17 protein-coding genes are annotated in these 24178 nt (G+C 48.8%); 12 read left to right on the plus strand and 5 right to left on the minus strand.

Going from position 1 to position 24178, the window contains the following annotated elements; all coding sequences use genetic code 11:
- Positions 1 to 7: 7 nt before the first annotated feature.
- Both ACJJI4_RS23555 and ACJJI4_RS23560 read right to left on the minus strand, forming a co-directional pair.
- Positions 8 to 1399, minus strand: coding sequence for a sigma-54-dependent transcriptional regulator (locus tag ACJJI4_RS23555; RefSeq protein ID WP_444926618.1), 1392 nt, complete (start codon positions 1397 to 1399; stop codon positions 8 to 10).
- Positions 1400 to 1513: 114 nt separating this feature from the next.
- The gene (locus tag ACJJI4_RS23560; RefSeq protein WP_444926619.1) at positions 1514 to 3094 is read right to left on the minus strand and encodes a sensor histidine kinase; all 1581 of its coding nucleotides are present in this window, start codon (positions 3092 to 3094) and stop codon (positions 1514 to 1516) included.
- Positions 3095 to 3186: 92 nt separating this feature from the next.
- Between ACJJI4_RS23560 and ACJJI4_RS23565 the strand changes: the two genes are divergently transcribed.
- A complete protein-coding gene (locus tag ACJJI4_RS23565; RefSeq protein WP_444914802.1) occupies positions 3187 to 4815 on the plus strand; it encodes an NAD+ synthase in 1629 nt (542 codons plus the stop codon).
- 57 nt (positions 4816 to 4872) lie between these two features.
- Here the strand turns inward: ACJJI4_RS23565 and ACJJI4_RS23570 are convergent, their stop codons facing one another.
- Positions 4873 to 5823, minus strand: a complete 951-nt coding sequence (locus ACJJI4_RS23570; RefSeq protein ID WP_444906458.1) for an outer membrane protein assembly factor BamD — start codon at positions 5821 to 5823, stop codon at positions 4873 to 4875.
- A gap of 100 nt (positions 5824 to 5923) precedes the next feature.
- Here ACJJI4_RS23570 and rluD point away from each other — a divergent pair, with 100 nt between their 5' ends.
- The 5 genes from rluD to ACJJI4_RS23595 all read left to right on the plus strand — a co-directional run bounded on the left by rluD (position 5924) and on the right by ACJJI4_RS23595 (position 15004).
- Entirely contained in the window at positions 5924 to 6877 is a 954-nt protein-coding gene (gene rluD / locus ACJJI4_RS23575; protein WP_413664317.1) for a 23S rRNA pseudouridine(1911/1915/1917) synthase RluD, read from the plus strand.
- 75 nt (positions 6878 to 6952) lie between these two features.
- Entirely contained in the window at positions 6953 to 7720 is a 768-nt protein-coding gene (gene pgeF / locus ACJJI4_RS23580) for a peptidoglycan editing factor PgeF (RefSeq protein WP_444926620.1), read from the plus strand.
- Between the two features lie 282 nt (positions 7721 to 8002).
- A complete protein-coding gene (gene clpB, locus ACJJI4_RS23585) occupies positions 8003 to 10606 on the plus strand; it encodes an ATP-dependent chaperone ClpB (RefSeq protein WP_444926621.1) in 2604 nt (867 codons plus the stop codon).
- A gap of 207 nt (positions 10607 to 10813) precedes the next feature.
- Positions 10814 to 11920 carry an efflux RND transporter periplasmic adaptor subunit gene (locus ACJJI4_RS23590; protein WP_444926622.1) on the plus strand — a complete coding sequence of 369 codons (1107 nt, stop codon included), beginning with the start codon at positions 10814 to 10816 and terminating at the stop codon, positions 11918 to 11920.
- A gap of 18 nt (positions 11921 to 11938) precedes the next feature.
- Positions 11939 to 15004 (plus strand): efflux RND transporter permease subunit, encoded by a 3066-nt coding sequence (locus tag ACJJI4_RS23595; RefSeq protein WP_444926623.1) that lies wholly within the window; start codon positions 11939 to 11941, stop codon positions 15002 to 15004.
- A gap of 16 nt (positions 15005 to 15020) precedes the next feature.
- On the opposite strand, the gene ACJJI4_RS23600 is transcribed toward ACJJI4_RS23595, so the two are convergent.
- Positions 15021 to 16085: a helix-turn-helix domain-containing protein gene (locus ACJJI4_RS23600; protein ID WP_444895245.1), complete on the minus strand. Its 1065-nt coding sequence runs from the start codon at positions 16083 to 16085 to the stop codon at positions 15021 to 15023.
- 255 nt (positions 16086 to 16340) lie between these two features.
- Here ACJJI4_RS23600 and ACJJI4_RS23605 point away from each other — a divergent pair, with 255 nt between their 5' ends.
- Together ACJJI4_RS23605 and ACJJI4_RS23610 are read left to right on the plus strand one after the other, a co-directional pair.
- Positions 16341 to 17558 (plus strand): hypothetical protein, encoded by a 1218-nt coding sequence (locus ACJJI4_RS23605; protein ID WP_444926624.1) that lies wholly within the window; start codon positions 16341 to 16343, stop codon positions 17556 to 17558.
- A gap of 30 nt (positions 17559 to 17588) precedes the next feature.
- Entirely contained in the window at positions 17589 to 18668 is a 1080-nt protein-coding gene (locus tag ACJJI4_RS23610) for a DUF4785 family immunoglobulin-like domain-containing protein (RefSeq protein ID WP_444926625.1), read from the plus strand.
- 24 nt (positions 18669 to 18692) lie between these two features.
- Here ACJJI4_RS23610 and ACJJI4_RS23615 read toward each other — a convergent pair whose 3' ends face one another.
- On the minus strand, positions 18693 to 19166 hold the full coding sequence (locus tag ACJJI4_RS23615; protein WP_444926626.1) for a DUF4124 domain-containing protein: 474 nt from the start codon (positions 19164 to 19166) through the stop codon (positions 18693 to 18695).
- Between the two features lie 451 nt (positions 19167 to 19617).
- On the opposite strand from ACJJI4_RS23615, the gene ACJJI4_RS23620 reads away from it, so the two are divergent.
- From ACJJI4_RS23620 to pssA, 4 genes are all read left to right on the plus strand, one after another.
- Positions 19618 to 21354, plus strand: a complete 1737-nt coding sequence (locus ACJJI4_RS23620) for an acetolactate synthase 3 large subunit (protein WP_444926627.1) — start codon at positions 19618 to 19620, stop codon at positions 21352 to 21354.
- A gap of 11 nt (positions 21355 to 21365) precedes the next feature.
- Positions 21366 to 21857 (plus strand): acetolactate synthase small subunit, encoded by a 492-nt coding sequence (gene ilvN, locus ACJJI4_RS23625; protein WP_282934340.1) that lies wholly within the window; start codon positions 21366 to 21368, stop codon positions 21855 to 21857.
- Between the two features lie 22 nt (positions 21858 to 21879).
- Positions 21880 to 22905 carry a ketol-acid reductoisomerase gene (gene ilvC / locus ACJJI4_RS23630; RefSeq protein WP_282934339.1) on the plus strand — a complete coding sequence of 342 codons (1026 nt, stop codon included), beginning with the start codon at positions 21880 to 21882 and terminating at the stop codon, positions 22903 to 22905.
- 112 nt (positions 22906 to 23017) lie between these two features.
- Positions 23018 to 23893, plus strand: a complete 876-nt coding sequence (pssA, locus tag ACJJI4_RS23635; RefSeq protein WP_282934338.1) for a CDP-diacylglycerol--serine O-phosphatidyltransferase — start codon at positions 23018 to 23020, stop codon at positions 23891 to 23893.
- The last annotated feature ends 285 nt before the right edge of the window (positions 23894 to 24178 follow it).

The following is a 24178-nucleotide window of genomic DNA, read 5'->3' on the forward strand; positions in this document are numbered from 1 at the left end:
GGATAAGTTAAGTTTCAAGTCCTAGCTTTTTCAATCTGTAACGAAGTGAGCGAAAACTGATTCCAAGGCGTTCTGCGGCCGCAGTTCTATTCCACTTTGTCTTGCTTAACGCGCTCTCTATAACTTCTTTTTCGATCTCTTGTAAAAATTCATCAATCGTTGTGTGCTGAGAGGAGTCAAATAAGCCCTGTGAAGGAATTGATGTCACGGGGAGTTGGGCAAACTCAGGGAGTTCTTTTGCTGGTGACGTATTTTGATCAAGCTTAAGGTCTGACTCTTTAATTTCTCCCTTCTCACATAAAGTGAAAGCTCTCTCGAGAATATTTTCCAGTTGTCTAACATTTCCTGGAAAATGAAATTTCTGAAGAGCTAACATTGCTTGAGGATGTATTTTAGGTCGGGGTAGACCGGGCTTCCGTGCAATTCTTTGCATAATAGCTTGTGCAAGAACAGGAATATCTTCAATACGTTCGCGAAGTGGTGGTATGGAGATCTCTATAACATTGATTCGATAGTAGAGGTCGCTACGAAAGCGCCCTTCTGCCACTTCAGCAGCCAAATTCTTATGAGTCGCGCTGAGAATGCGAATATCAATAGGGATTTCTTGATTTGCGCCTATGGGACGAACAGATTTTTCTTGTATAGCCCTAAGCAGTTTGACCTGCATATCCAGGGGAAGGTCAGCGATTTCATCGAGAAACAGAGTTCCCCCCTCTGCACTTTGAAGTAAGCCGATCTTGTCTTTATAAGCGCCAGTAAAGCTACCTTTTCGGTGCCCGAAAAATTCACTTTCTACTAACTCTTTTGGAATTGCTCCGCAATTAATAGGGACAAAAGGCTTATCAGCTCTGGCTCCTTGCTGATGAATAGACCGAGCTGCCAGTTCTTTTCCCGACCCAGACTCACCGCTGATATATATAGGCGCATCACTGCGTGCAACTTTTGCCAGTTGATTCCTTAAAACTCGCATGTTGCCAGCATCACCCAACAACAGCTCTGTATCACTCTGAGTTAACTCACCGCTTTGGTGATGACTCAAACGGAGAGCCAGTTGAGCAAGGTTTCTCAAGCGCTCTAAGTCAACAGGTTTACTGACAAAGTCAAATGCGCCCAGCTTCAGTGCTTTAATTGCACTATCCATATTGCCATGAGCGGTGATGACCGCTATAGGCAGATGCGATTCGATACCCTGCTGAATATATTCAACCAGTTGTAGGCCATCACCATCGGGAAGGCGCAAATCTGTAAGGCAAAACTGGTAGCTATTGTTGTATAGAAGCTCCTTGGCTTGTGCGAGTGTGCCTGCACTATGGCAATCCACATCCATTCGCTTAAGTGTTAGGCTAATTAAGTTACAAATATCTGGTTCGTCGTCAACAACCAGTGCCAGAGGTCGCATTATTTTTTGTCTTTTCTTGTTGTGTGAAATTATTTGGCGGTTTATCAGCTGAAATTATGTCAGAAATCTTCTTAATATAATGGCTTATAGGTCAAAAAATTTCTCTGAGCCAGATCAAGCAATTTCCTCACAGTTGGCAAATTCGATCCTAAAGCAACTTTTGTTGTCGCTACTCCGGCAGTGATAAAGGCTAAGGTTATTGGCTTCACATAGCTCGCGTGCGATATATAAGCCCAGCCCATTGCCGTTTTTTCCTGTTGTAAAGAATGGTTCAAATATTTTATTGAGTAGCTCTTCGGGTACACCTGTGCCAAGATCTTTGATCTCTAAAATCGTATTCCTGCGCTCCTTATTATAGTAAGCACTAATATAGGCATGGCCCACTCCTGTAGCTAGTTTTGAGTGTTCCAAGGCGTTCTCTGTTAAATTGGTGACTACTTGTGACAATTGTGCGGAGTCAAAATACACAGGTAGTGCTTGCCCTGTAGAGTCTAATTCGACGGCGTTATCCGCTTTCCCTGCACTGAAGTCTGCTAAGAATTGCTTGAGCCAAGCCCCAAGTTCATATTCTTGGGCTGAACGGGCGCGCTTCCGTGAAAGCTGCATCACATTTTCTACAATCTCATTAATTCGCTGGCTTTGGCGACAGATTATGTCCGTTAATTGGCGGTCCTCTTCTTTTAATTCTGGAGACTCTGATAGTAGCTGTGCCGCGTGTTGGATTGCCGCTAAAGGGTTGCGTATTTCATGAGCAATTGAAGCTGTCAGTTGGCCCAGGGAGGCGAGTTTAAGCTTTTGGGCTGCCTCCGCCAGCTTCCGGTTGTCCTCCACAAAAACTAATGTGCTATGGCCAGTATCATGCTGTAATTCTGAAAAGTTTGCATGAAGCTCGTCTCCATTTTTTGCGGGGATAAGGACATTATTTTGACTCTTATGACTGCGCCATTCCTTAACCTTTTGTCTCAGCTCTTCATGGTAGTCATGTGCTGCATCGACTTGGTTTTCTAGTAATCTTCTTGCTGATTTATTGATCAGTTCTGGCTTGTAAGTAGGGCCTAAAACTAATACACCGGTATTCATTCTTTCAATGATTTCTTGAGCCAGGCGTTGAAGGTGTGCAGCCTGGCGGCTTTGTTTGTCTGCGCGAATATTAGCTTTACGAATACGTTCCGATAGGTACTGGATGGCACTTACGGTTACAAATAGTAGTAAACCTAGTCCGCCAGCAGACACAATCTCCTGGCTAGAACCCGATTCAGTTAGTAAATGGTAAAGCTGGAGCGCGATAACACCCAAGCTAGCAATGGCCGCAAAAAATGCACTGAGGCGCTTATCAAGTAGGATGGCACCGATTGAACAACTGATAAGCAGTAAATAACCGAGGCCAGAGTTTAGTCCTCCACTAGCCTCGATCAACAACAAGAAAACCAGAATGTCACAACCCAAAATGATCCCGACTTGGCTGCTATTTGTCTGGTAAGCCTTCTGGCGCAAAAATAGTAACCACGCCACATTCAGAAGGGCATAGGAAGACGTTGTATATATAAATAGTGTTGGCAAGTACGTGCCAAGCGAGCCTCCACCTATATCGGAGTAGAATACTCCCAGCAGAACTAGGGCTATTGCTACTCGGTAAATTGCGCTTATGCGTAAAAGCTCATGGTGTTGTTGGGGGGATGTCTGGGAACTGCTCACTGTAGATGCCCGGTATTCTTGTAGTGGTGAGCCGCTGCTGTTGTTATCCCGATGGGGTTACAATAGCGGCCTGTCTTGTCCGAGGTTCAACGATGTCTACTTTGCAGTTAGTGCTGGCACAAATCAATTCCCTGGTGGGAGATATTCCAGGGAATACCAAGCAGGTGATAGAAATTGCGCGCCGAGCGCACCAGGAGCTGGGTGCTGACTTGGTACTTTTTCCGGAGCTGACCCTGTGCGGCTACTCTCCTGAAGACCTGTTGTTACGACCCAGTATGCAGATTCGTATTGATGCGGCATTGGATCAGCTCAAAGCTGCAGAACTGCCCTGTGCCATTGTTGTGGGTTACCCCAAGTTGCTCGATGGCGTTATGTTCAATATGGCGGGGGTAATAGTTGAGGGAGAGTTAATCGCAGAATATGCCAAACAGAAGCTGCCTAACTATCAGGTCTTTGATGAAAAGCGTTACTTCAAACCGGGTAAATCTTCCTGTGTAGTGCATATCAAGGGAGTTCCTGTAGGGCTGAGTGTTTGTGAGGATATTTGGTTTCCAGAGCCCATCAAGCAGTCAGTCGATGCTGGAGCCAAGTTGATTCTCAACATCAATGCATCACCTTTCCACCGGGGCAAGGCTCAACAGAGGCTGGAGTTGGTTTCCAAGCAGGCAAAGAATGCCGGGGTCCCCATTGCCTATGTAAACTGGTGCGGTGGTCAGGACGAGCTGGTTTTTGACGGCGGCTCAATCGTTGTTGATGCTGAGGGAGAGGTATGTGCCAGGGCTGAGGAGTTTACAGAGCAGTTGCTGCCAGCTTCCATATCTCTGCAGGGACAGGATTTGACGGTACTCCCTGGGGAAATTGCTTCTCCTCGCGGCGATTTGGCTTCTGTGTACCAAGCCCTGGTACTCGGGGTGCGCGACTACGTTAATAAGAATGGTTTCAATGGCGTTGTGCTGGGGTTGTCGGGTGGAATCGACTCTGCTCTGACATTGGCAGTTGCGGTCGATGCGCTGGGTAAAGAGCGTGTTGAGGCAGTAATGATGCCGTTTCGCTATACCTCAGATCTGAGTAAAGGCGACGCGGCCGATCAGGCGGAAAGAATGGGGGTTCACTATCGGGAAATTAGTATCGAGCCCATCTTTGATTCGTTTATGGGAGCTCTCGCTGAAGAATTTGCTGGCAGTGAGAGGGATACCACCGAGGAGAACCTGCAGGCCCGCTCTCGTGGTGTTCTTTTGATGGCTATCTCCAATAAGAAGGGCGCGATGGTCCTGACCACCGGTAACAAGAGTGAGATGGCCGTTGGTTACGCGACCCTATACGGGGATATGGTAGGCGGATTCAATGCCCTGAAGGATGTTCCCAAAGTATTGGTATTCGAGCTGGCCCGTTACCGCAACACAATTTCTGAAGTGATTCCTGAAACGGTCATTACTCGCCCTCCCAGTGCTGAGCTGGCCCCAGACCAAGTGGATTCTGACAGCCTTCCGCCTTACGAGATCCTGGATCAAATTCTCAACCTCTATGTTGATCAAGACCACAGCGCTGAGGAAATCATTCAGCGTGGCTTCCAGAGAGAGGATGTAGAGCGTGTGGTCAGATTAGTGGGACGCAATGAGTACAAAAGGCGCCAGGCAGCCATCGGGGTGCGTATTTCTGAACGCGGATTTGGAAGGGATCGTCGTTATCCCATCACCAATGGCTGGAAGCTGGGTGACTAGCCATCCTGAAAATAGAAACGGCGCCATTCGGCGCCGTTTCTATTTTCAAGTGATAAGTTACAGAAGCTCTGGAGGCAGGGGAGTCTCGTCCCGGTTGTATTCGGGATTATAGAGCTCCCGGCTGTCAAAGCCCCGCGGGTCAGATTTTTCAAACAGGCCCAGGGTGACCCTATGCACCAGACTGCGGCCGCTCGGACCTTTGTAAAAGTCGTAGTTGAAAGTACCGTCTTCGTTAAAAGCGGGGTGCTTTGGATAGTTATTGCGCAGTACATCCAGGGCATTAGCCTCGAGATCTTGCATTTCCATCAAATGATAACCTTGAACCATAACTGCCAGGGCATCGGGGATTGCGGGTGTTTGCTGGAAGTTTTCCACAATGTAGCGGCCGCGATTGGCTGCTGCGAGGTAGGCGCCGCGCTTAAAGTAGTAGTTAGCCACGTGAACTTCATAGCGAGCCAGCAGGTTACGCAAGTGGATCATGCGCTTTTGCGCGTCTGGAGCGTAGCGGCTCTCAGGGTAGCGGGCCATTAACTGGGAGAAATAAGCGAATGACTCTCGAGCCGATCCTGGGTCGCGACTGGTCAAGTCGGTAGGCATAAAGCGCTCGAACAGGCCTGTGCCCTCAGTAAAGGAGGACAGGCCCTTCATATAGTAGGCGTAGTCGACATTGCGGTGCTGGGGGTGTAGGCGGATAAAGCGGTCTGCAGCGGCGATAGCAGCATCGTTTTCATAGTTGCGGTAGTAGGCATAGATCAGCTCAAGCTGAGCCTGTTCCGCGTAGTTGCCGAATGGGAAGTTGTCTTCCAGGGCTCGCAGGTTTCTGATGGCAAGATCCCACTGGCTGGTTCGCAGCTGTCGCTGGGCCATCTCGTAGTATGCCTGCTCTGTACGTGAACCTGTGGGTAGGCCCACTTCCGAATCATCTGTGTTGGCGCAGGCAACCAATATTGCGGACACCAAGGCCAGCCACAGCATTTTCCAGGTCTGCATAGCCCCTCGCTCTATCATTCTTACACTCTACCTTATTAAACTACCCACCAGTATTAACCTGGCGCGTCGGACATTTAACCACAGTCGCGGAGCTGCCCAAAGTATTTGCAATTGATTGATGATTGAACACCTAAAACTAGATATCCAAGTTCCTGCCAATATGGCTGGTCGACGCTTAGACCAGGCCGCAGCCGAATTAATTCCCGATTTTTCGCGCGCGCGCCTCCAATCGTGGATCAAAGGCGGCCAGCTCACCTTAAACGGAGCCCCAGCTAAGGCCAAGGAAAAGCTCTTTGGCGGCGAGCTTATCCAGCTTCGCGCAGAGCTGGAACCCCAAGGTAGCTGGGCTGCCCAGGACCTCGACCTCAATATTATGTACGAAGATGACTGCCTGATGGTGGTCAATAAGCCCGCGGGCCTCGTAGTCCACCCCGCTGCCGGTAACCCCGACGGCACTCTGCTCAATGGCCTGCTTCATCACAATCCAGCCCAGGAGCTGATACCCCGAGCCGGTATTGTTCACCGGCTGGATAAGGACACCAGTGGCCTGATGGTTGTGGCTAAGACTTTGGCCGCTCAGACCCATCTCGTGGATCAATTAAAGCAGAGAACGGTGAGTCGACAGTATGATGCCTTGGTCCAAGGATATATCACCACTGCGGGTCGTGTTGATGCGCCCATCGGTCGGCATCGTCAAAATCGTCTCAAGATGGCTGTTTTGGACTTTGGCGGCAAAGAGGCGATCACTCATTATCGTGTACAGGAGCGTTACAGCGCTTACACGCTCTTACGCTGCAAGCTGGAAACCGGTCGTACTCATCAGATTCGGGTACACATGGCCCATATCAGGCACCCGCTCGTGGGAGATCCACTCTACGGAGGCCGCCCAAAGTTGCCTCCAGAGGCCTCGGCAGACCTTGTTGAAGCTCTCCAGAGCTTCCCTCGGCAGGCTCTGCATGCGGCTGAACTAGCTCTAGTACATCCCACCAGTGGACAGGACATGCATTGGTGTGCGCCAATGCCTGCTGACATGCAAGCACTGCTCGATCAGTTGCGCGCTGATGAGCCCTGAAGTACCGGTTATAAATTCGCCTGGGCACCTATCGCCGGTTCTCGAAAGGACAATTTCGCAAAGCAAGATATCTCAATGCCAAGTAACCACTACCTGATACCCGATTGGCCCGCACCCGCAGGGGTGAGGGCGGCGACGACGCTACGCACTGGGGGCCAAAGTTGTGGCCATTTCTCCTCCTTTAATCTGGCTGCTCACGTGGGGGACAAGGAGTCAGCTGTTACTGCCAATCGCCAACAGTTGAGGGAGGAGCTTGAGTTGCCCTCAGAACCGCAGTGGCTGGAGCAGATCCATAGCGACAAAGTAGTCGAGGCAAGTGATGACGCCTTAGTTCGAACCGCAGATGCCTGCTTTAGTATGAAAAGAGGTGTTGTCTGTGCCGTGCTAACCGCAGACTGTTTGCCTGTTTTGCTAAGCGATAAGAGTGGTAACCGCGTAGCAGCAGCCCATGCCGGGTGGCGCGGATTGGCCGGTGGTATATTGCGCAACACCGTACGGGCGATGAAGTGTGATCCTGAGAAGTTGATGGTTTGGTTGGGTCCAGCGATTGGTCCGGAGGCCTTTGAAACCGGAATCGATGTCCTCGAGGCATTCTTTGAAAATGCAATTAGCAGTCGACACACAGAAAAAATCGCTAGCTGTTTCCGCCCACACACTAAGAAACCACTGCACTTTTTAACAGATATTTACGCCCTGGCTCGCGCGGAGTTGGCAGAGCTGGGGATTGGCGAGGTGTATGGCGGGGGGCTCTGCACAATGTCAGAACCTGAGAAGTTTTTTTCCTACCGCAGAGAGTCTGAAACTGGTCGTATGGCAACTTTGATATGGCGGGATAAAGACTGAATTGAAGTTCTAGATGGCTTATTTTTTCTGTGTAAGCCAATCGATAATATTGGGGCAGCTTGGGCAATTACAAGGCTGGGTGTTGACTGAGCTGTAAAAATTATAAGAGATAGATTTGCCGCAAAACCATTTTGCATAGAATAAATGCCGCTATTGATTTAAATCATTGAAAACCCTTCCTGCGCCCCTATTTTACTTGTCAGTACCATAGCGAATGTATAAGGCAAATTAGTGCCACTATTGCAGCGCTTTTGAAAAAATCGAGTAAAAGAGGTTTCGTTCATGCGAATTGACCGAATGACAAACCCGCTACAGGCGGCATTTGCTGATGCGCAATCCCTGGCGGTAGGGCGCGACCACAACCAGATTTATCCCGAGCACTTGATTCTGGCACTGCTTAACCAGAACAACGGAAGCGTACCCGCATTCCTGTCACAGGCGGGATTTAACCTAAACGGGTTGCGCAATGACCTTGCCAAGCGGTTGGATAGCCTGCCGCGGGTGACTTCCCCCACGGGTGATGTGGGGATGTCCCAGGAATTAATGCGCTTAATGAATCTCACGGACAAGCGAGCCCAACAAAATGGTGACAGTTTTATTTCCAGTGAAACTGTATTACTGGCAGCTTTCGACTCTGCGGCGGGAGAGATTTCCAAAATCCTAAATGCCAACGGCGACATTAAACAATTAGAGGCGGCAATTCAAAAAGTGCGTGGCGACGAAAAAGTGGATGACCCCAATGCGGAAGAAGCGCGCCAGGCGCTGGATAAATATACTCTCGACCTGACCGAGAGGGCTCTGGCCGGCAAGCTTGACCCGGTGATCGGCCGCGATGATGAAATACGGCGGACGATTCAAGTCTTACAGCGGCGTACCAAGAATAACCCTGTACTAATTGGTGAGCCGGGTGTTGGTAAAACTGCCATTGTTGAAGGGCTCGCTCAACGTATCGTCAATGGTGAAGTGCCGGAAGGGTTAAAGGACAAACGTCTTCTTTCCCTGGATTTGGGGGCATTGTTGGCGGGCGCAAAATTTCGTGGAGAATTTGAAGAGCGATTAAAAGCGGTACTCAACGAATTATCCAAACAGGAAGGTCGCATTATTCTCTTTATCGATGAGATCCACACGATGGTGGGTGCCGGTAAAGCTGAGGGGGCCATGGATGCGGGAAATATGCTGAAGCCCGCTTTGGCCCGCGGGGAATTACATTGTGTCGGTGCAACCACTCTGGATGAGTATCGGCAATATATTGAAAAAGATGCAGCGCTTGAGCGGCGTTTCCAAAAAGTGCTGGTTGATGAACCAACTGAAGAGGATACGGTTGCGATTCTGCGCGGATTAAAAGAACGCTACGAAGTACACCACGGTGTTGATATTACCGACTCTGCAATTATTGCCGCGACAAAATTATCGCAGCGTTATATCACTGACCGTCAATTACCAGATAAAGCGATTGATCTTATTGATGAAGCCGCCAGCCGGATACGCATGGAGATCGATTCCAAACCGGAATCCATGGATAAATTGGAGCGCCGTTTAATTCAATTAAAGATTGAACGAGAGGCGGTTAAAAAGGATACGGATGATGAGGCGACTAAAAAACGCCTGTCGAAACTGGAAGAAGAGATTCTACAACTGGAGAGGGAATACTCCGACCTTGAAGAGGTTTGGAAGGCGGAGAAGGCACAGCTTGCCGGCAGCCACGACCTCAAGGAAAAGCTCGAGCAGGCCAAGCTCGATATGGAGTCTGCACGGCGTGCAGGTGATCTCAATAGAATGTCTGAATTACAGTACGGTGTAATACCACAACTTGAACAACAGCTTAAAAGTGCTGCTACCGCTGAAGCTTCTGAAGAACCCCGCCTGCTGCGCAATCGGGTGACCGATGAAGAGGTGGCTGAAGTGGTATCTCGCTGGACGGGTATTCCTGTATCTAAGATGCTTGAAGGTGAGCGTGAAAAGCTACTGCGAATGGAAGATGAGTTGCACAAGCGGGTCATCGGACAGGGGGAAGCGGTGGAAGCGGTTGCTAATGCCGTACGCCGCTCGAGGGCGGGACTAGCTGACCCCAACCGACCCAATGGCTCATTCTTATTCCTCGGCCCAACCGGTGTGGGTAAGACGGAATTATGCAAGGCATTGGCTCAGTTCTTGTTTGACACAGAAGACGCCATGGTGCGTATCGATATGTCGGAATTTATGGAGAAGCACTCTGTGGCCCGACTGATTGGCGCACCCCCCGGATATGTAGGTTATGAAGAAGGGGGATACCTGACTGAAGCGGTGCGGAGAAAGCCCTATTCTGTTGTGCTATTAGACGAAGTGGAGAAAGCGCACCCCGATGTATTCAATATTCTTTTACAGGTCCTTGATGATGGCCGCCTGACCGACGGCCAGGGGCGGACGGTGGACTTCCGTAATACCGTCGTCGTAATGACTTCAAACCTTGGCTCAGATTTAATTCAAAAATACGCCACCGCAGAAAATGGCGACGACCTGGACGCTGAAATTCGTTATCGACAGATGAAAAGTGCGGTGATGGAAGTGGTGGGGAACCATTTCAGACCGGAGTTCATAAATCGCATTGACGAAGTAGTTGTCTTCCATCCACTGGATAAGACAGAAGTACGCTCTATTGCCGAAATTCAGCTGCAACAACTTTGCCGCCGACTGACAGAGAGAGACCTGAAATTAGAGGTATCTGAAAGCCTGCTGGATAAATTAGCAGAAGTTGGGTTCGATCCCGTTTATGGTGCACGGCCATTAAAGCGTGCTATTCAGGTATGGCTGGAAAACCCGCTGGCGCAAGATGTTCTCGCCGGTAAGTTTTCCCCGGGAGCAACAATCCGTGCGGATGTTGAAGGCGATAAAGCCGTATTCCGATAAAAAAGCACTTGGGGGTGCCATATAGTGCACCCCTAAACTCCCGCCGATTCCTCACTCTCTCCATATCTATACTCACAGGTGCGCTAATCCGTTTGTTCGGATATTTACGTAGAGGGGTACCCCTCCGTAGCGCATAGTTTCCCTTGCAAGTATCAGTTTATAGTTTTTATTGACGACACCTTACGGGGGCCTGATATCAGTAAGCGTATGTTGCTAATGCTGCTGGGATGCCTTTTGCTCTTCGGCGGAATTTTTGCTTATAAATTAATTGGCAGGCATATGGTGAATCAGTTCATAGACAACTTAGCCCTGCCTGCGGCCACAGTGACTTCAGCAACCGCCCAGTTTCAATATTGGAAGGAAGACCTGAAAGGAATAGGCACCATTCGAGCTGTTAATGGTGTAGAGGTTACTACCGAAGCTCAGGGGGTTATCAGCGCTATTCACTTCAAGTCGGGCCAGCATGTTAGTAAGGGCGATTTATTGGCGGAAATTTTTGCTGAACCGGAAAAAGCGCAGTTGCAGGTGTTGGATGCAGAGCTTCGCTTGGCCCGTCGTAATTACGTGCGGATCAAGACTCTGCTGGGGCGAGGTGTAACAACCGAAGCAGATTTGGATAGCGCTCGCAGTACTTTGGACCAGGTGGTTGCCAATATAGAAGTGCAGCGGGCCAGGGTGGATCAGCGAGTTATCGTGGCGCCTTTTAGTGGAGTACTGGGAATTCGAAAAATCGATCTTGGGCAGAATGTAAGCCCGGGGGAGTCTGTTGTTTCTCTACAGCAACTTGATCCTATTTTTGTTGATTTTTCCCTCCCTGAACAAAAATATGCCTTGGTTAAGGCTGGGCTTGCTATTCAGTTGACAACAGATGCTTTCCCTAAAAATACCTACGAAGGAAGAATTACCGCTGTTGACCCCCAAGTGGATAGTGCGAGTAGAAACTTTCTGATTCAAGCTACTCTGGAAAATCCCCAACACGATTTACGTCCTGGGATGTTTGCCCAGGTATCCGTAAAGATAAGTGCACAGCGAAAAGTGCTCGTTATTCCCAGAACCGCATTGGCTTTTGCTCCCTATGGGGTGGCGGTTTTTGTGTTGGAGCCCGATAAAGATGGCGAGCATATGATCGCAGTTAAACGGTTTGTGAAAACTGGTGAGGAGCGTGGGGATCTAGTTGAAATTACACAAGGGCTTTTGGTGGGGGATATAGTGGCTAGCAGCGGATTACTCAAACTTCGCAATGGAGAGAAAGCGGTTATCAATAATCAGAATCAACCCCCAGAAAGCGCGGACCCCACACCGGAAAATAGTTAAACCTGGAATTTATAGGTTGTGAATTTCACAGAGATTTTCATTCGAAAACCAGTGTTGGCCTGCGTAGTCAGCCTATTTATTTTTCTATTGGGTTTAAGGTCGCTAACGGAATTAAATGTCAGGCAGTACCCGGAACTTGAAAATGCAGTTATTACAGTAACCACCGTTTATGTTGGTGCCGACTCAGATCTAGTGCAGGGGTTTATTACTACGCCGCTTGAGCAAGAGATTGCTACTGCAGATGGTATCGATTACATGGTCTCCACCAGCGTGCAAGGTCTCTCGACGATAAACGTTTATGTACGTTTTGATTACGATCCAAATGAAGTGTTAACTCAGGTCGTTGCCAAGGTAAATAAGCTGCGCAGTGAATTGCCTGATGAATCAGAGGATTCCAGCGTGGAAATGCAGCAGGGAGAAACCACTGCTGCAATGTACCTTTCTTTTTCCTCAAATATTCTCGCTAATAATCAAATTACGGATTATCTGACACGCGTTGTTCAACCTAAATTGGCGACTATAGCTGGTGTGCAGCGAGCTCGCCTTTTGGGGGACAGTACCTTTGCAATGAGAGTCTGGTTAAAACCGACAGAGATGGCGGCATTGGAAGTCACACCTGCGGATATTTCTGATGCGCTTAGGGATAATAATATTCTGTCGGCAGTTGGTTCAACAAAGGGAACCCGTGTGGCACTGGAAATACGTGCGGATACAGATATTGCACGTCAATTGGATTTCCGCAAGCTAGTGGTTAGAGCCGATGGGGATAAGTTGGTTCGTCTAGGTGAAGTGGCGGAGATAGAGTTAGGAGCTGAATCCTATGACAGCTCTGTGACTTTTAACGGACAATCGGCCACTTTTATTGCTATTGAGGTGGCACCCGATGCGAACTCCCTTGATGTTATTAAAAAAGTACGCGAGGAGTTGGAGCAGAAAATTTTTCCACAGTTGCCAGAGGGTATGCTAGGCGAGATTCCTTACGATAGTACTGAATATATTCAGGACTCCATTGAAGAGGTCGTCAAAACAATTGTTGAAGCAGTGTTTATAGTAATTTTGGTGATTTATTTGTTTCTGGGATCAGTTCGAAGCGTATTAATTCCAGCAATTGCACTACCGCTTTCTCTTGTTGGTGCATTCTTTTTAATGTTTTTAATGGGATTTTCCATCAACTTGCTCACATTGCTAAGCATGGTTCTGGCAATCGGGATTGTTGTTGATGATGCCATTATTGTTCTGGAAAATGTCCATCGACATATAGAGGAGGGCTTGCCTCCAAAAGAGGCTGCGATCGTAGGGGCTCGAGAGTTGGCATGGCCTGTAGTGGCTATGACTACAACGCTAATTGCAGTATATATTCCTATTGGTTTTCTTGGTGGTTTAACCGGGACCCTATTCATAGAGTTTGCATTCTCCCTAGCTGGCGCCGTATTACTGTCTGGAGTGGTCGCTCTTACTTTATCTCCCATGATGGCCTCGAAAATATTAAAGCCTCGCGATGGTGGAGGTACCCGGTTTGAAATTTGGCTGGAACGCCAATTTAATCGACTTCAGACGAGATTTGAAAAATCGCTCCATTCTTCTCTTGATGAGCGCCGAGTTATTTTGGTTTTCGGCTTAATTGTATTGATAAGTTGTTACTTCTTATTTGTGACGTCCCCTCAAGAGCTTGAACCTACAGAGGATAGGGGGCTTGTTCTTACAATTTCTACTGCCGATGCTTACGCAACTTTAGATTATGTTGAACAGTACAGTGGTGAACTTAATGTCATTGCTGAGAGATTTACTGAGGTTGAAAATCTTTTTCTGCTTAATGGGGCGGGCACCTTCAGTAGTGGTGTTAATAATGCGGTGGCCGGGTTTGTTTTGGCTCCTTGGGAAGGGAGAGACCGCGATACGGAAAAGATGCAGGAGTTGATTAGCAGTGATGTACAGCAAATAGCCGGGTTAAAAATAGCCGTTGTGGTGCCACCAAGTCTGCCAACTGCGGGAGGGCAGCTTCCGGTTGAATTTGTTATCGGTTCTACAGAGCCCATGGAGAATCTGGCATCGGTGGCAAGCGATATTATGACCCGAGCTTTGGAGAGTCGAAAGTTTATTTTTCTAGATTCTGATCTGAAAATTGATAAGCCAAAAATTGTAATAGAAATTGATCGTGATAAAGCGGCCAGTATGGGTGTGGAAATGGTGGACTTGAGTCGTGACTTAGGTGCGATGTTATCCGGAGCTTATGTTAACCGTTTTTCCCTGGATAATCGCAGTTATAAAGTTATCCCTCAAGTCGAGAGAGTTGACCGCCTAACCCCTGATCAGTTGGAGCAATATTATATTCGGGCGGTAAACGACAAGTTGGTTCCTGTGAGTACTTTGATAAGGCTCACGGAAACTGTTGAACCACAGCAACTAAAGCGATTTCAACAGTTAAATGCCGTCACTATTTCGGGTGTGCCACGCCCTGGAATTACGTTGGGTGAAGCACTGATGGTGTTGGATAATGCGGCAAAAGAAATCTTACCGGTCGAGTATTCTGTGGACTACTCGGGGCAGTCCAGACAGTTCAAAACTGAAGGATCAGATTTGGTGGTTACCTTTTTCTTTGCCTTGATAGTAATTTATTTGGTGCTGGCTGCTCAATTTGAATCATGGCGCGATCCCTTGATTATGTTGGTCACCGTACCGATGAGTGTTTGCGGAGCGATGATTTTTGTCAGTCTAGGATTGACGACTCTCAATGTTTACACACAAGTGGGCCTGGTTACCCTGATTGGGGTTATTTCCAAACACGGCATTCTGATAGTGGAGTTTGCCAATAAGTTACAGCTCTCAGGGCTTGATAAGCGATCAGCGATTGAGCAGGCCACTTCAATCCGTTTGCGACCGATTTTAATGACTACCGCATCTCTGGTTTTGGCGATGGTTCCATTGTTAATAGCGTCGGGGCCAGGAGGAGGAGCAAGGTTTGCAATGGGCTTGGTAGTGGCGACCGGTATGACAATTGGAACGTTATTTACTTTATTTGTCGTGCCGGCGATGTATATGTATCTTGGGCGGAATTTTGAGGCGGAGGCTGTAGCGGCCTCCTGAGTTTCTTTACACTTATTTACGCTTCGAAAATATCTCTGTCGACATTGCTGCGACGGAACTCAGAAGGGGTGACTCCCTCATGTTTTTTAAAGAAGCGAGTAAATACTGCTCGTTCGGCAAAATGAAGTTGTACCGCAATACTTTCTACGGAATCATTGGTTGAGAGAAGGAGTTTCTTGGTCAGAGATAGCGTAACACTGTCTTTAAGCTGCTGGAATGTTACTCCCTGTTCTCTCAGTCTGCGCTGTAAAGTACGGCCGCTGGTGCGGAAGTGGGCTGCGGCTTGTTTGATAGTAATTTCTTCACTGAGCAAGTGCTTTTCGAGCCAGGCTCGCAAACTGGCTGCCAGGTTATAGCTGGTCAAAGTATTGTGCAAAACTGCCTTTAAAATATTTCTGCTCTGGCTGCGAATGATTTTATGGTAACTGGGTATAGGGAAGTCCAGTATCTGGGATCCCAGGATAATCGCATTTTCATCAGCGGAAAATTCAATCGGGCACTGGAAAATCCTCTTGTGGATAGAGTCATCTTCTGGCTTTTCACTGCGTAACTTTAATCCCCGGACCTCGGGAAACCTGGGGTTAAGAGTGCGCAATAGGTCTACTCCACGACTCATCAGCATTTCAGCAATAAAATGATTGACCGGAGCGCTAAAGAGTTCCTGCTGCCAGTTGAGTGTGAGTACTTCCGCATCGGCTTCCTGGTAAGTCTGGAACCGCAGGAGGGGGGCCAGAGTTTGTGAGAGTACAATTTCTGCAGGGCGAAAGATCTCCCTCGGCCGTCTCAAGGAGGGCTGAGCTTCGATAATAGTTTCTTCAAGCCAAAGCATAATTGGGAAGCGACTAAAGCTGAGACCTGGTGAGGTAACAGGGGATAGCGCAAGTATGCTTTCAATTAGAGCATTGAATTCACTGTAATTGAGCCATTCACTCTCTCCTGGATTCCAGCTAAATGAGAATGGCAATCGTTCAATTAGCGTCTCGGTGGGGATGCCGAGCCTGGCGGCTGCAACCACAAAGTAAGGCGCAAATATCTTGGGCACGCCGGCATGGCCGGACATATTTTTATTTTGGTCTCTCATGACTTACTGCCGTCCGGGTGGCGTTGCCGGCATCATAGCAAAGGCGCCTCAAAGCACGAGTATAAATTGAGGAATATGACGAATTGGTCGCTTCGCGTGGCGGATTCGACCCCCCTCTGGCGCCTTTAATCCTATTCCGAAATAGAGCGTTAAGGATAAGTTTTAGTCGTCTGCTGTACATTGCGTTATTCAGATTTTTTAAAACTCTTCAGTCACGAGAGTTACCACTTACTAAAACAATAAAGGAAAATAACAATGGCACTGTCTAAAAGGCTGGGTACAAGCCTGTCTATTTTTTTCTCGGCGATAATTGGAGCTTCATCAGCGGTAGCGGAAAACTGCTATATCCTGGTTCATGGACACGGAGTCGAAGGACACACTACAAGTGAAAGTAATGATGGGAGTTTAGTGCAGCCAGCACTGGACTATTGGAGTGAGGCGGTTTTCGACGAATATTCTAGCAGTGATTTTATTGAGCAATTGTTAGTTGATGGCGGCAATTACGGCGTTGTCGGTTATAACTCAACTGATGAAGGTGAATTTCCCTACTGGCATGATGAGACTGCGGGTGAAATTGCTCGTCAAATTATAGAGATCCGCTCTGGCCAGGGAGATCGGTTTGAACACGAAAACCAGTGCTCAGCAGAGGACACTTTCTGGATTATTTCCCACAGCCAGGGTGCCGCTCAAATGGTGTATATCGCGGGTAACGCTGTTGAAGGATCCCCATACTACAATCGCGCCTACAACCAGTTCGATAGCAATACAGAAATTCAAGAAGTAAAAAAATGTTCCACGACTTGGTATGGCAGTAAATCCTGTAAAACGGTTGAAGAAGAAGTTCGAGTTGCCGGGCTTAACGAGAGCTACGCAGTGAGCGTTGATTTTGATGCGGCTATCAGCGGTGTTGCTGCAATATTCACCACAGGAGGTGCAATTACCGGTACTGAAGGCGTTGATCGGATATGTAATGGAAGCTGGTATGACGATTTGGTCAATGCACTATTTCTTGGGCGTGAGTGTTCGGCGGTTCGCTATATGCAGACTAATGATGTTTACACTGTGAGAAATTATGTAGGGACTAATCTCGGTGCGCCGGTGTACACCATTGGGGGTTATGCGGGCTTCCCTGGTGTGGAAAGTGCTACCTCCATGCTGCTGAATGGTGAGGATGACGGTTACATTAATTTGGCTTCGCAAATGAACTGTTCCGGATCTGCCAAGCGCAACCTGTGGTCGAATCTCAAAGAATATGAAACCCTGTTTGGCGTAGCTTACGGCAGCGCGATTTTCTCTTGTGATAACGACAGTAAAGGCACTGCTCGATCTTACAATTTGGCCAGTATCTATACAGATCATGATGCGCAGCGTAACGGTGGTATTCTATCCCCTGATTATGATTCTATTCCCGATGGACTGGACTGTGGCTCAGGAAAGAACAGCGCGGGTAGAATCTCAGCCTGCACAAATTAACTAAAAAAATAAAAGGCTTCGGAGGTATTGATGTCCACATCAAGCAAAGATCGCTCAAAGGCCCGGCTGGCAGGCTGGGGTGTACTGACCGTAGTTACTGGATTGGTGGGTTACTGGGCCCTGGCTGGTAGTGAAGAGGCGACGCCCTCTGTTGTAGCTAAAGCAAAAGCTGAAGAGCAATCTATCCGAAGCCGCAAGCCTGATAACGTTAAGCCGGCGGAACTGGAGCAAGAGGAAGAGGATCAGTCTGTAAAACTATGGAAGGGAATTCAGTCCCTGCCCAACAAGACTGAGTTACACGAATCCCTTCTCTCGGATCTAGCCCGCTTTCATCGCTATCCGCCAGAAAACCGAGCAATTAAAACTCCTGAGCAAGACCCGATTACTCAGACATTCGCGGTGGATGAAAGAACCACTCACAGTGAGGAAGGGGATTCTCTGACTATATGGACAGATGAAAAGTTTTATTTGCGTGGGGATACTATTCGGGTTTTTGCCTATCAGGCCGATAGTGATGGAGATCGGGTCAGTGCTGACTTGACTGCGCTGTTGGTTTACGAAGACCAAGAAGTCGTGGGTACCTTGGCTTTCAGTGATTCGGATGGAGACTTAGTCTACGAAGTATTGATGGAGGCGGGCTCCTTTAATAGCCAGGTGCTGGAGGCGGGCATTTTTAAGGTCATTGTGGATACGGATATTGATGGTCTTCGAGATGCGGCAGCATTCACCCTATCTGAGGATACGGGAAGTTATACGGGCTCGTTGCGGGATTCCGTTACCGCCGATGGCAATTTATTAATTGAGGCGGAAGTCGATATCAGCAGAGAGGGGCGCTACTATTTTCAGGGCTCCCTGTATAACGATGAGCAATCCCCGATAGGCACAACGCAAAATGCTCTTGAGTTAACGGCGGGGCGGCACTGGGTTCCCCTGGAGTTTTACGGGCTCTTAATTCGCGATGCCGGGCAGGACGGCCCCTACCTGGTGAAGCAATTGAGTATTGCCAGGGTGACGGTACCTATGGCCAGGGATAGTGCTTTTGAACCAGGCTATTACACTGAACGCTATAGCCTGGATCAATTTACTGATAGTCCCTACCGTGAGCCTTAGGGATCGGTATCGCTAGAAGGGCGACTAGCAGTTTTTCTTGATTTGCTCGCGGGCTTTGGTAATGCGTTCTTGCCGCTCATCTTCTCCGAGCCTGCGATAGTTTCCATCTTTATCTTTTTCGCGCACTCTCGCGTGTGTGGTCAGGCTCTTAAGGTTCTTTTGGTACGCGACACAGAGCTCTGCTCGTTTTGCTGCCTCTTCTTTAGCTCTGGCCTCCAGTTGTCTCTGTTGCTCAGCGTCGGGCAGCTGTTCTTCCTTTGACTGTTGAGGCACTTGAGGTGCATTTTTCTGTGCTTCACGTGCGGCTATCGCATTTTGTTCAGCTTCCCATTTCTTATAGCGCTCTGACTTGGGCTTTTTGATCACGTCCACTTGAGTGCCTCCTGGAGGTTGCTCACCGAAGTGGACAACACCATTCTCATCTACCCATTTATAGATGCCGTCGGCTTGAGTGGTCGTAGCTGTTACTGCAATCAATAGCGCCAGTAAGATGCGCATGGTGCTTACCCCTTGTGTTGATGTTCCTTCCGTCCCCTTATTGTACCGGTACTGGCGGGTTTTCCTGTAACTGTCTTAACACTTTCGCAGACACCTATTGACAGCTAGGACTCAATTGGCAAAATCGGGGGTTTACTCAGTGACTAGATTTCACCGCAAACCCGTGGTTTTGAGTCTAACCCTGGTGGAACACCCTCCATCGAAATTCCACTGAGTGGCCCTCCCCACCCCTGGAGGCCTGCTAGCCCCGTAGTGAACCTATGTAGATTTACTTGGGGTTGGGTGTTTATGCGCGATCAGTTCATCCTAAAAATCGGCAGCTAAACACGCAACAGGCTGATATTTGTCACCATTTTCCCCTATAATTGCTGCCTGGCATTCTTGCTAGTAGGCGTTTTATACGTTTTCGGTGATGGCTATCCTATAAAACAGGAAAATTGAGGAGACTCAAGTGGAATTACTTTCCGGCGGCGATATGTTGGTTCGCGCGCTGCAGGATGAAGGGGTGGATCTGATTTTTGGATACCCGGGCGGCTCAGCGTTACATATCTATGATGCTATTTTTCGGCAGAAGTCGATTAAGCATATTCTCGTGCGCCACGAGCAGGGTGCGACCCATGCTGCCGATGGCTATGCGCGGTCTACTGGTAAGGCGGGCGTGGTACTGGTGACGTCTGGTCCCGGCGCTACGAACGCGATTACTGGCATCGCAACGGCCTATATGGATTCTATCCCTATGGTGGTGATATCCGGCCAGGTACCCAGGGATAAGATCGGTGAGGATGCGTTTCAGGAAACAGACATGGTCGGTTGCTCGCGGCCGATCGTGAAGCACAGCTTTTTGGTTAAAAATGCTGAAGATATTCCTACGATTGTCAAAAAGGCATTTTTTATCGCCAATACTGGCCGTCCCGGTCCCGTAGTGATCGATGTTCCAAAGGATGTAACCAACCCGGCGGAGAGATTCCCCTACCACTACCCTGAAAAATTGCGGATGCGCTCCTATACCCCAGCCGGTAAGGGGCATAGCGGCCAGATTCGCAAAGCGATTGCTATGTTGCTGTCAGCTCGCCGCCCGGTGATTTATTCCGGCGGGGGAGTGGTGCAGGGTGGCGGCGCCGAGCTTCTTACTGAGCTGGCTAGAAAGTTGAACTATCCGGTGACTAATACCTTGATGGGGCTCGGAGCATTTCCTGGAAGTGATAGACGTTTCTTGGGAATGCTCGGTATGCACGGCACTTTCGAGGCAAATACAGCCATGCATCACGCCGACGTTATCCTGGCTGTAGGTGCACGCTTTGATGACCGGGTGACTAATACTCCAGGCAAATTCTGCCCGGGTGCCAAAATTATTCATATCGACGTAGATCCGGCTTCGATCTCTAAAACGATTGTTGCCGATATCCCGATTGTTGGCACGGTCCAGGCTGTCCTTCGAGAGATGCTCGAAGCGTTGAAAGCCAGTGATGAGCAGCCGGATCATTCCGCGATAGTTGACTGGTGGCGCCAAATTGATGATTGGCGTGAGCGTCACGGACTCTACACGGCTCCTCGTTATCAGACTAATGGTGCTCTGATAATGCCGCAGGATGTGATCAAGGCGGTATATGACATTACTGAGGGTGATGCTTTTGTGACATCCGATGTAGGGCAACACCAGATGTTTGCTGCGCAATATTACCTGTTTGATAAGCCGCGCCGCTGGATTAACTCCGGTGGGTTGGGGACTATGGGTTTCGGCTTACCGGCAGCCTTGGGAGTGAAAATAGCCCACCCGGATAAAGAGGTTGTGTGCGTAACTGGCGAGGGAAGTATCCAGATGTGTATTCAGGAGCTTTCTACGGCTACCCAATATCATCTGCCAGTAAAAATCCTCTGCCTTAACAACCAGGCTCTTGGGATGGTGAAGCAGTGGCAGGAGATGCAATATGAAGGAAGGCTTTCCAATAGTGTTTACGAGGAATCGCTGCCTGACTTTGTGAAACTCGCCGAGGCATACGGTCACGTCGGGGTGAAAGTGGAGCGTCGTGAAGACCTACACAACAAGTTGCAAGAAGCTTTTGCAATTAAGGATCGCACTGTATTTATCGACGTGTACGTCGACCCATCTGAGCATGTCTATCCCATGCAAGTGCTACCAAATGGCTCCATGCGTGACATGTGGCTGAGCAAAACTGAGAGAACTTAAAGGGTAGGGCGATGCGTAGAATAATTTCGGTTCTGATGGAGAATGAACCTGGGGCATTGTCCCGTGTTGTTGGCTTGTTTTCCCAGCGTGGCTACAACATTGAAAGCCTCACCGTGGCGCCTACTGAAGATGCGACTTTATCGCGTCTCACTTTGGTGACGATTGGTGACGATCACAAGATTGAGCAAATTACCAAGAACCTAAACAAGCTTATTGATGTTGTGAAATTGGTGGACCTCACTGAAGGCTCTCATATCGAGCGGGAGCTGCTATTGGTGAAAGTGCGAGCCAATGGTGCCCAGCGCGATGAGGTGAAGCGCAGTGTCGATATTTTTCGCGGGCAGATCGTCGATGTCACCAGCAGTATGTACACGGTACAGGTGGCAGGAACTGGCGAAAAACTCGATGCGTTCCTCCAGGCGTTGGGGGAGCACACAATTATGGAAGTGGTGCGATCCGGAGTTTCTGGGATTGCCCGCGGTGAAAAAGTATTAAGTGTATAGAGCAAAAAGCAGGAATTGAGCGATGCAAGTTTATTACGACAAAGATTGTGACCTTTCTTTAATTCAGGGAAAAACAGTAGCCATTATTGGTTATGGATCTCAAGGTCATGCCCATGCCAATAACCTGAAAGACTCTGGTGTAGCGAATGTTGTTGTTGGGTTGCGCGAGGGGTCTGCTTCCTGGAAAAAGGCTGAAGGCGCGGGCTTGAAGGTAGCTGAAGTTGTCGATGCGGTGAAAGATGCCGACGTGGTTATGATTCTCGCTCCGGATGAATACCAGGCGAATATTTACAAAGAGCAAGTTGCTCCAAATTTAAAGTCTGGTGCAGCACTGGCTTTCGCGCATGGTTTTAATGTGCACTTTGAATTGATTGAGCCTCCAGCGGATGTCGATGTCATTATGGTTGCTCCCAAGGGGCCCGGCCATACCGTTCGATCGACCTACCTTGAGGGAGGCGGTGTCCCTACCTTGATTGCGGTTTATCAGGATGCGACAGGTAAAGCAAAAGACTTGGCGCTGTCTTATGCCTCAGCTAATGGTGGTGGCCGCTCAGGTATTATTGAAACCAATTTCCGCGAAGAGACTGAAACAGATCTCTTCGGTGAGCAGGCTGTTCTGTGTGGGGGTGTTTCCGCGCTTGTAACGGCTGGTTTTGAGACTCTGGTAGAAGCCGGCTATGCTCCGGAAATGGCGTATTTTGAATGTCTGCATGAGTTGAAGCTGATTGTCGACCTGATGTACCAGGGGGGTATTGCCGATATGCGCTACTCTATCTCCAATACCGCAGAATATGGTGACTACGTAACAGGCCCGCGTATTGTTACGGAAGAAACTAAGGCAGAAATGAAACGGGTTCTTAAAGATATTCAAACCGGTAAGTTTGCCAAAGACTTTATGCTCGAGTCCCTGGCGGGGCAGCCGCGCCTGAAAGCTGAGCGTCGCATTGGCAGCGAACACGAGATTGAGCAAGTGGGGGCAAAACTCCGTGCCATGATGCCGTGGATCAAAGCGAATAAAATTATTGATCGCACCGAAGGTAATAGCTGACTTAAGGTTGGCAAAAGCGGCAGGGGCGACCCTGCCGTTTTTTTTTGCTCTGGGCTCGGGTGGTAAATTGGCGTTAAACTCGCTGACTGCACAATGCATCAATGGAGAGTATATGAGCGGTCAAGGGGGCGAAAAACAGCCCATAGACTCAAGTAGTGAGGCTACTGAGGAAATTCGTTTGCCTGTCGATGAGCATGTTGAGGAAGAGGTTTCTTCCAGTGGTAAAAGGGTGCGCGCACGAGGTATCTACCTGCTGCCCAATCTTGTGACAACAGGCGCACTGTTTAGCGGCTTTTATGCCATTGTCGCAGGCATGAGTGGGCATTTTGAATCGGCTGCGATAGCGATTTTTGTCGCGATGGTACTGGATGGATTGGATGGGCGCGTCGCTCGCCTGACAGATACCCAAAGTGCCTTTGGTGTTCAATATGACTCGCTTTCAGACATGGTTTCATTCGGCCTGGCTCCTGCCTTGGTCGTTTTCAGCTGGGCGCTGGGAAACCTGGGTAAATTTGGTTGGGCTATAGCATTTTTATATGCGGCTTGTGCGGCATTGAGGCTTGCGCGCTTCAATACACAGGTAGATACCGTTGATAAAGGGGTCTTTATTGGATTAGCGAGCCCAACAGCTGCTGCGATCGTCGCGAGCATGGTGTGGGCAGGCCACAATGCTGAAGTAGGACCAGGCTTGGCTATAGTGGCGGCACTGGTTACTGCGGTTTCGGGTCTCCTGATGGTATCGAATTTCCGCTACTCCAGTTTCAAAGGGCTCGACTTTAAAGGTCGCGTGCCCTTCGTAATGATGCTTGCGGTTATATTGGTCTTTAGCTTAATAGCGATTGATCCGGCAGGTGTGCTCTTAACCCTGGCTGTTCTATACACGCTTTCGGGTCCGGCTATGTGGCTTTGGAATCATTTCCACCGCAGCTCGGAAACTGATGCGGTAGAGGATGACAAGGTAAAGGCGGATTACAAAGATCAGCACTAGTCTTTATTGATATCTCTTTTGGAATTCTGCTGGCCGACTCTAATATTGAGTAGCGGGAGTGCGAACTAACACGGAAAGTGATCGTCGGGAGGTCGGATGCGGCCTCAATACTCCCCTCAAAATAAGAGGGCTGTGCAGTTACTGAAAAAAGTCTTGCACAGAAGCACAGTAATCCGTATAGTTCGCGCCCTCGCTGCCTGAGACGGTGGCGAGAGGCAACTCCAAGCGATTGATTTTCCTCAGAAAATTTCTTCAAAAAAGAGCTTGCCAAGCACGGAGAGGTCG

It is taken from the genome of Microbulbifer maximicatervae (SeqCode) (genome assembly GCF_052467305.1).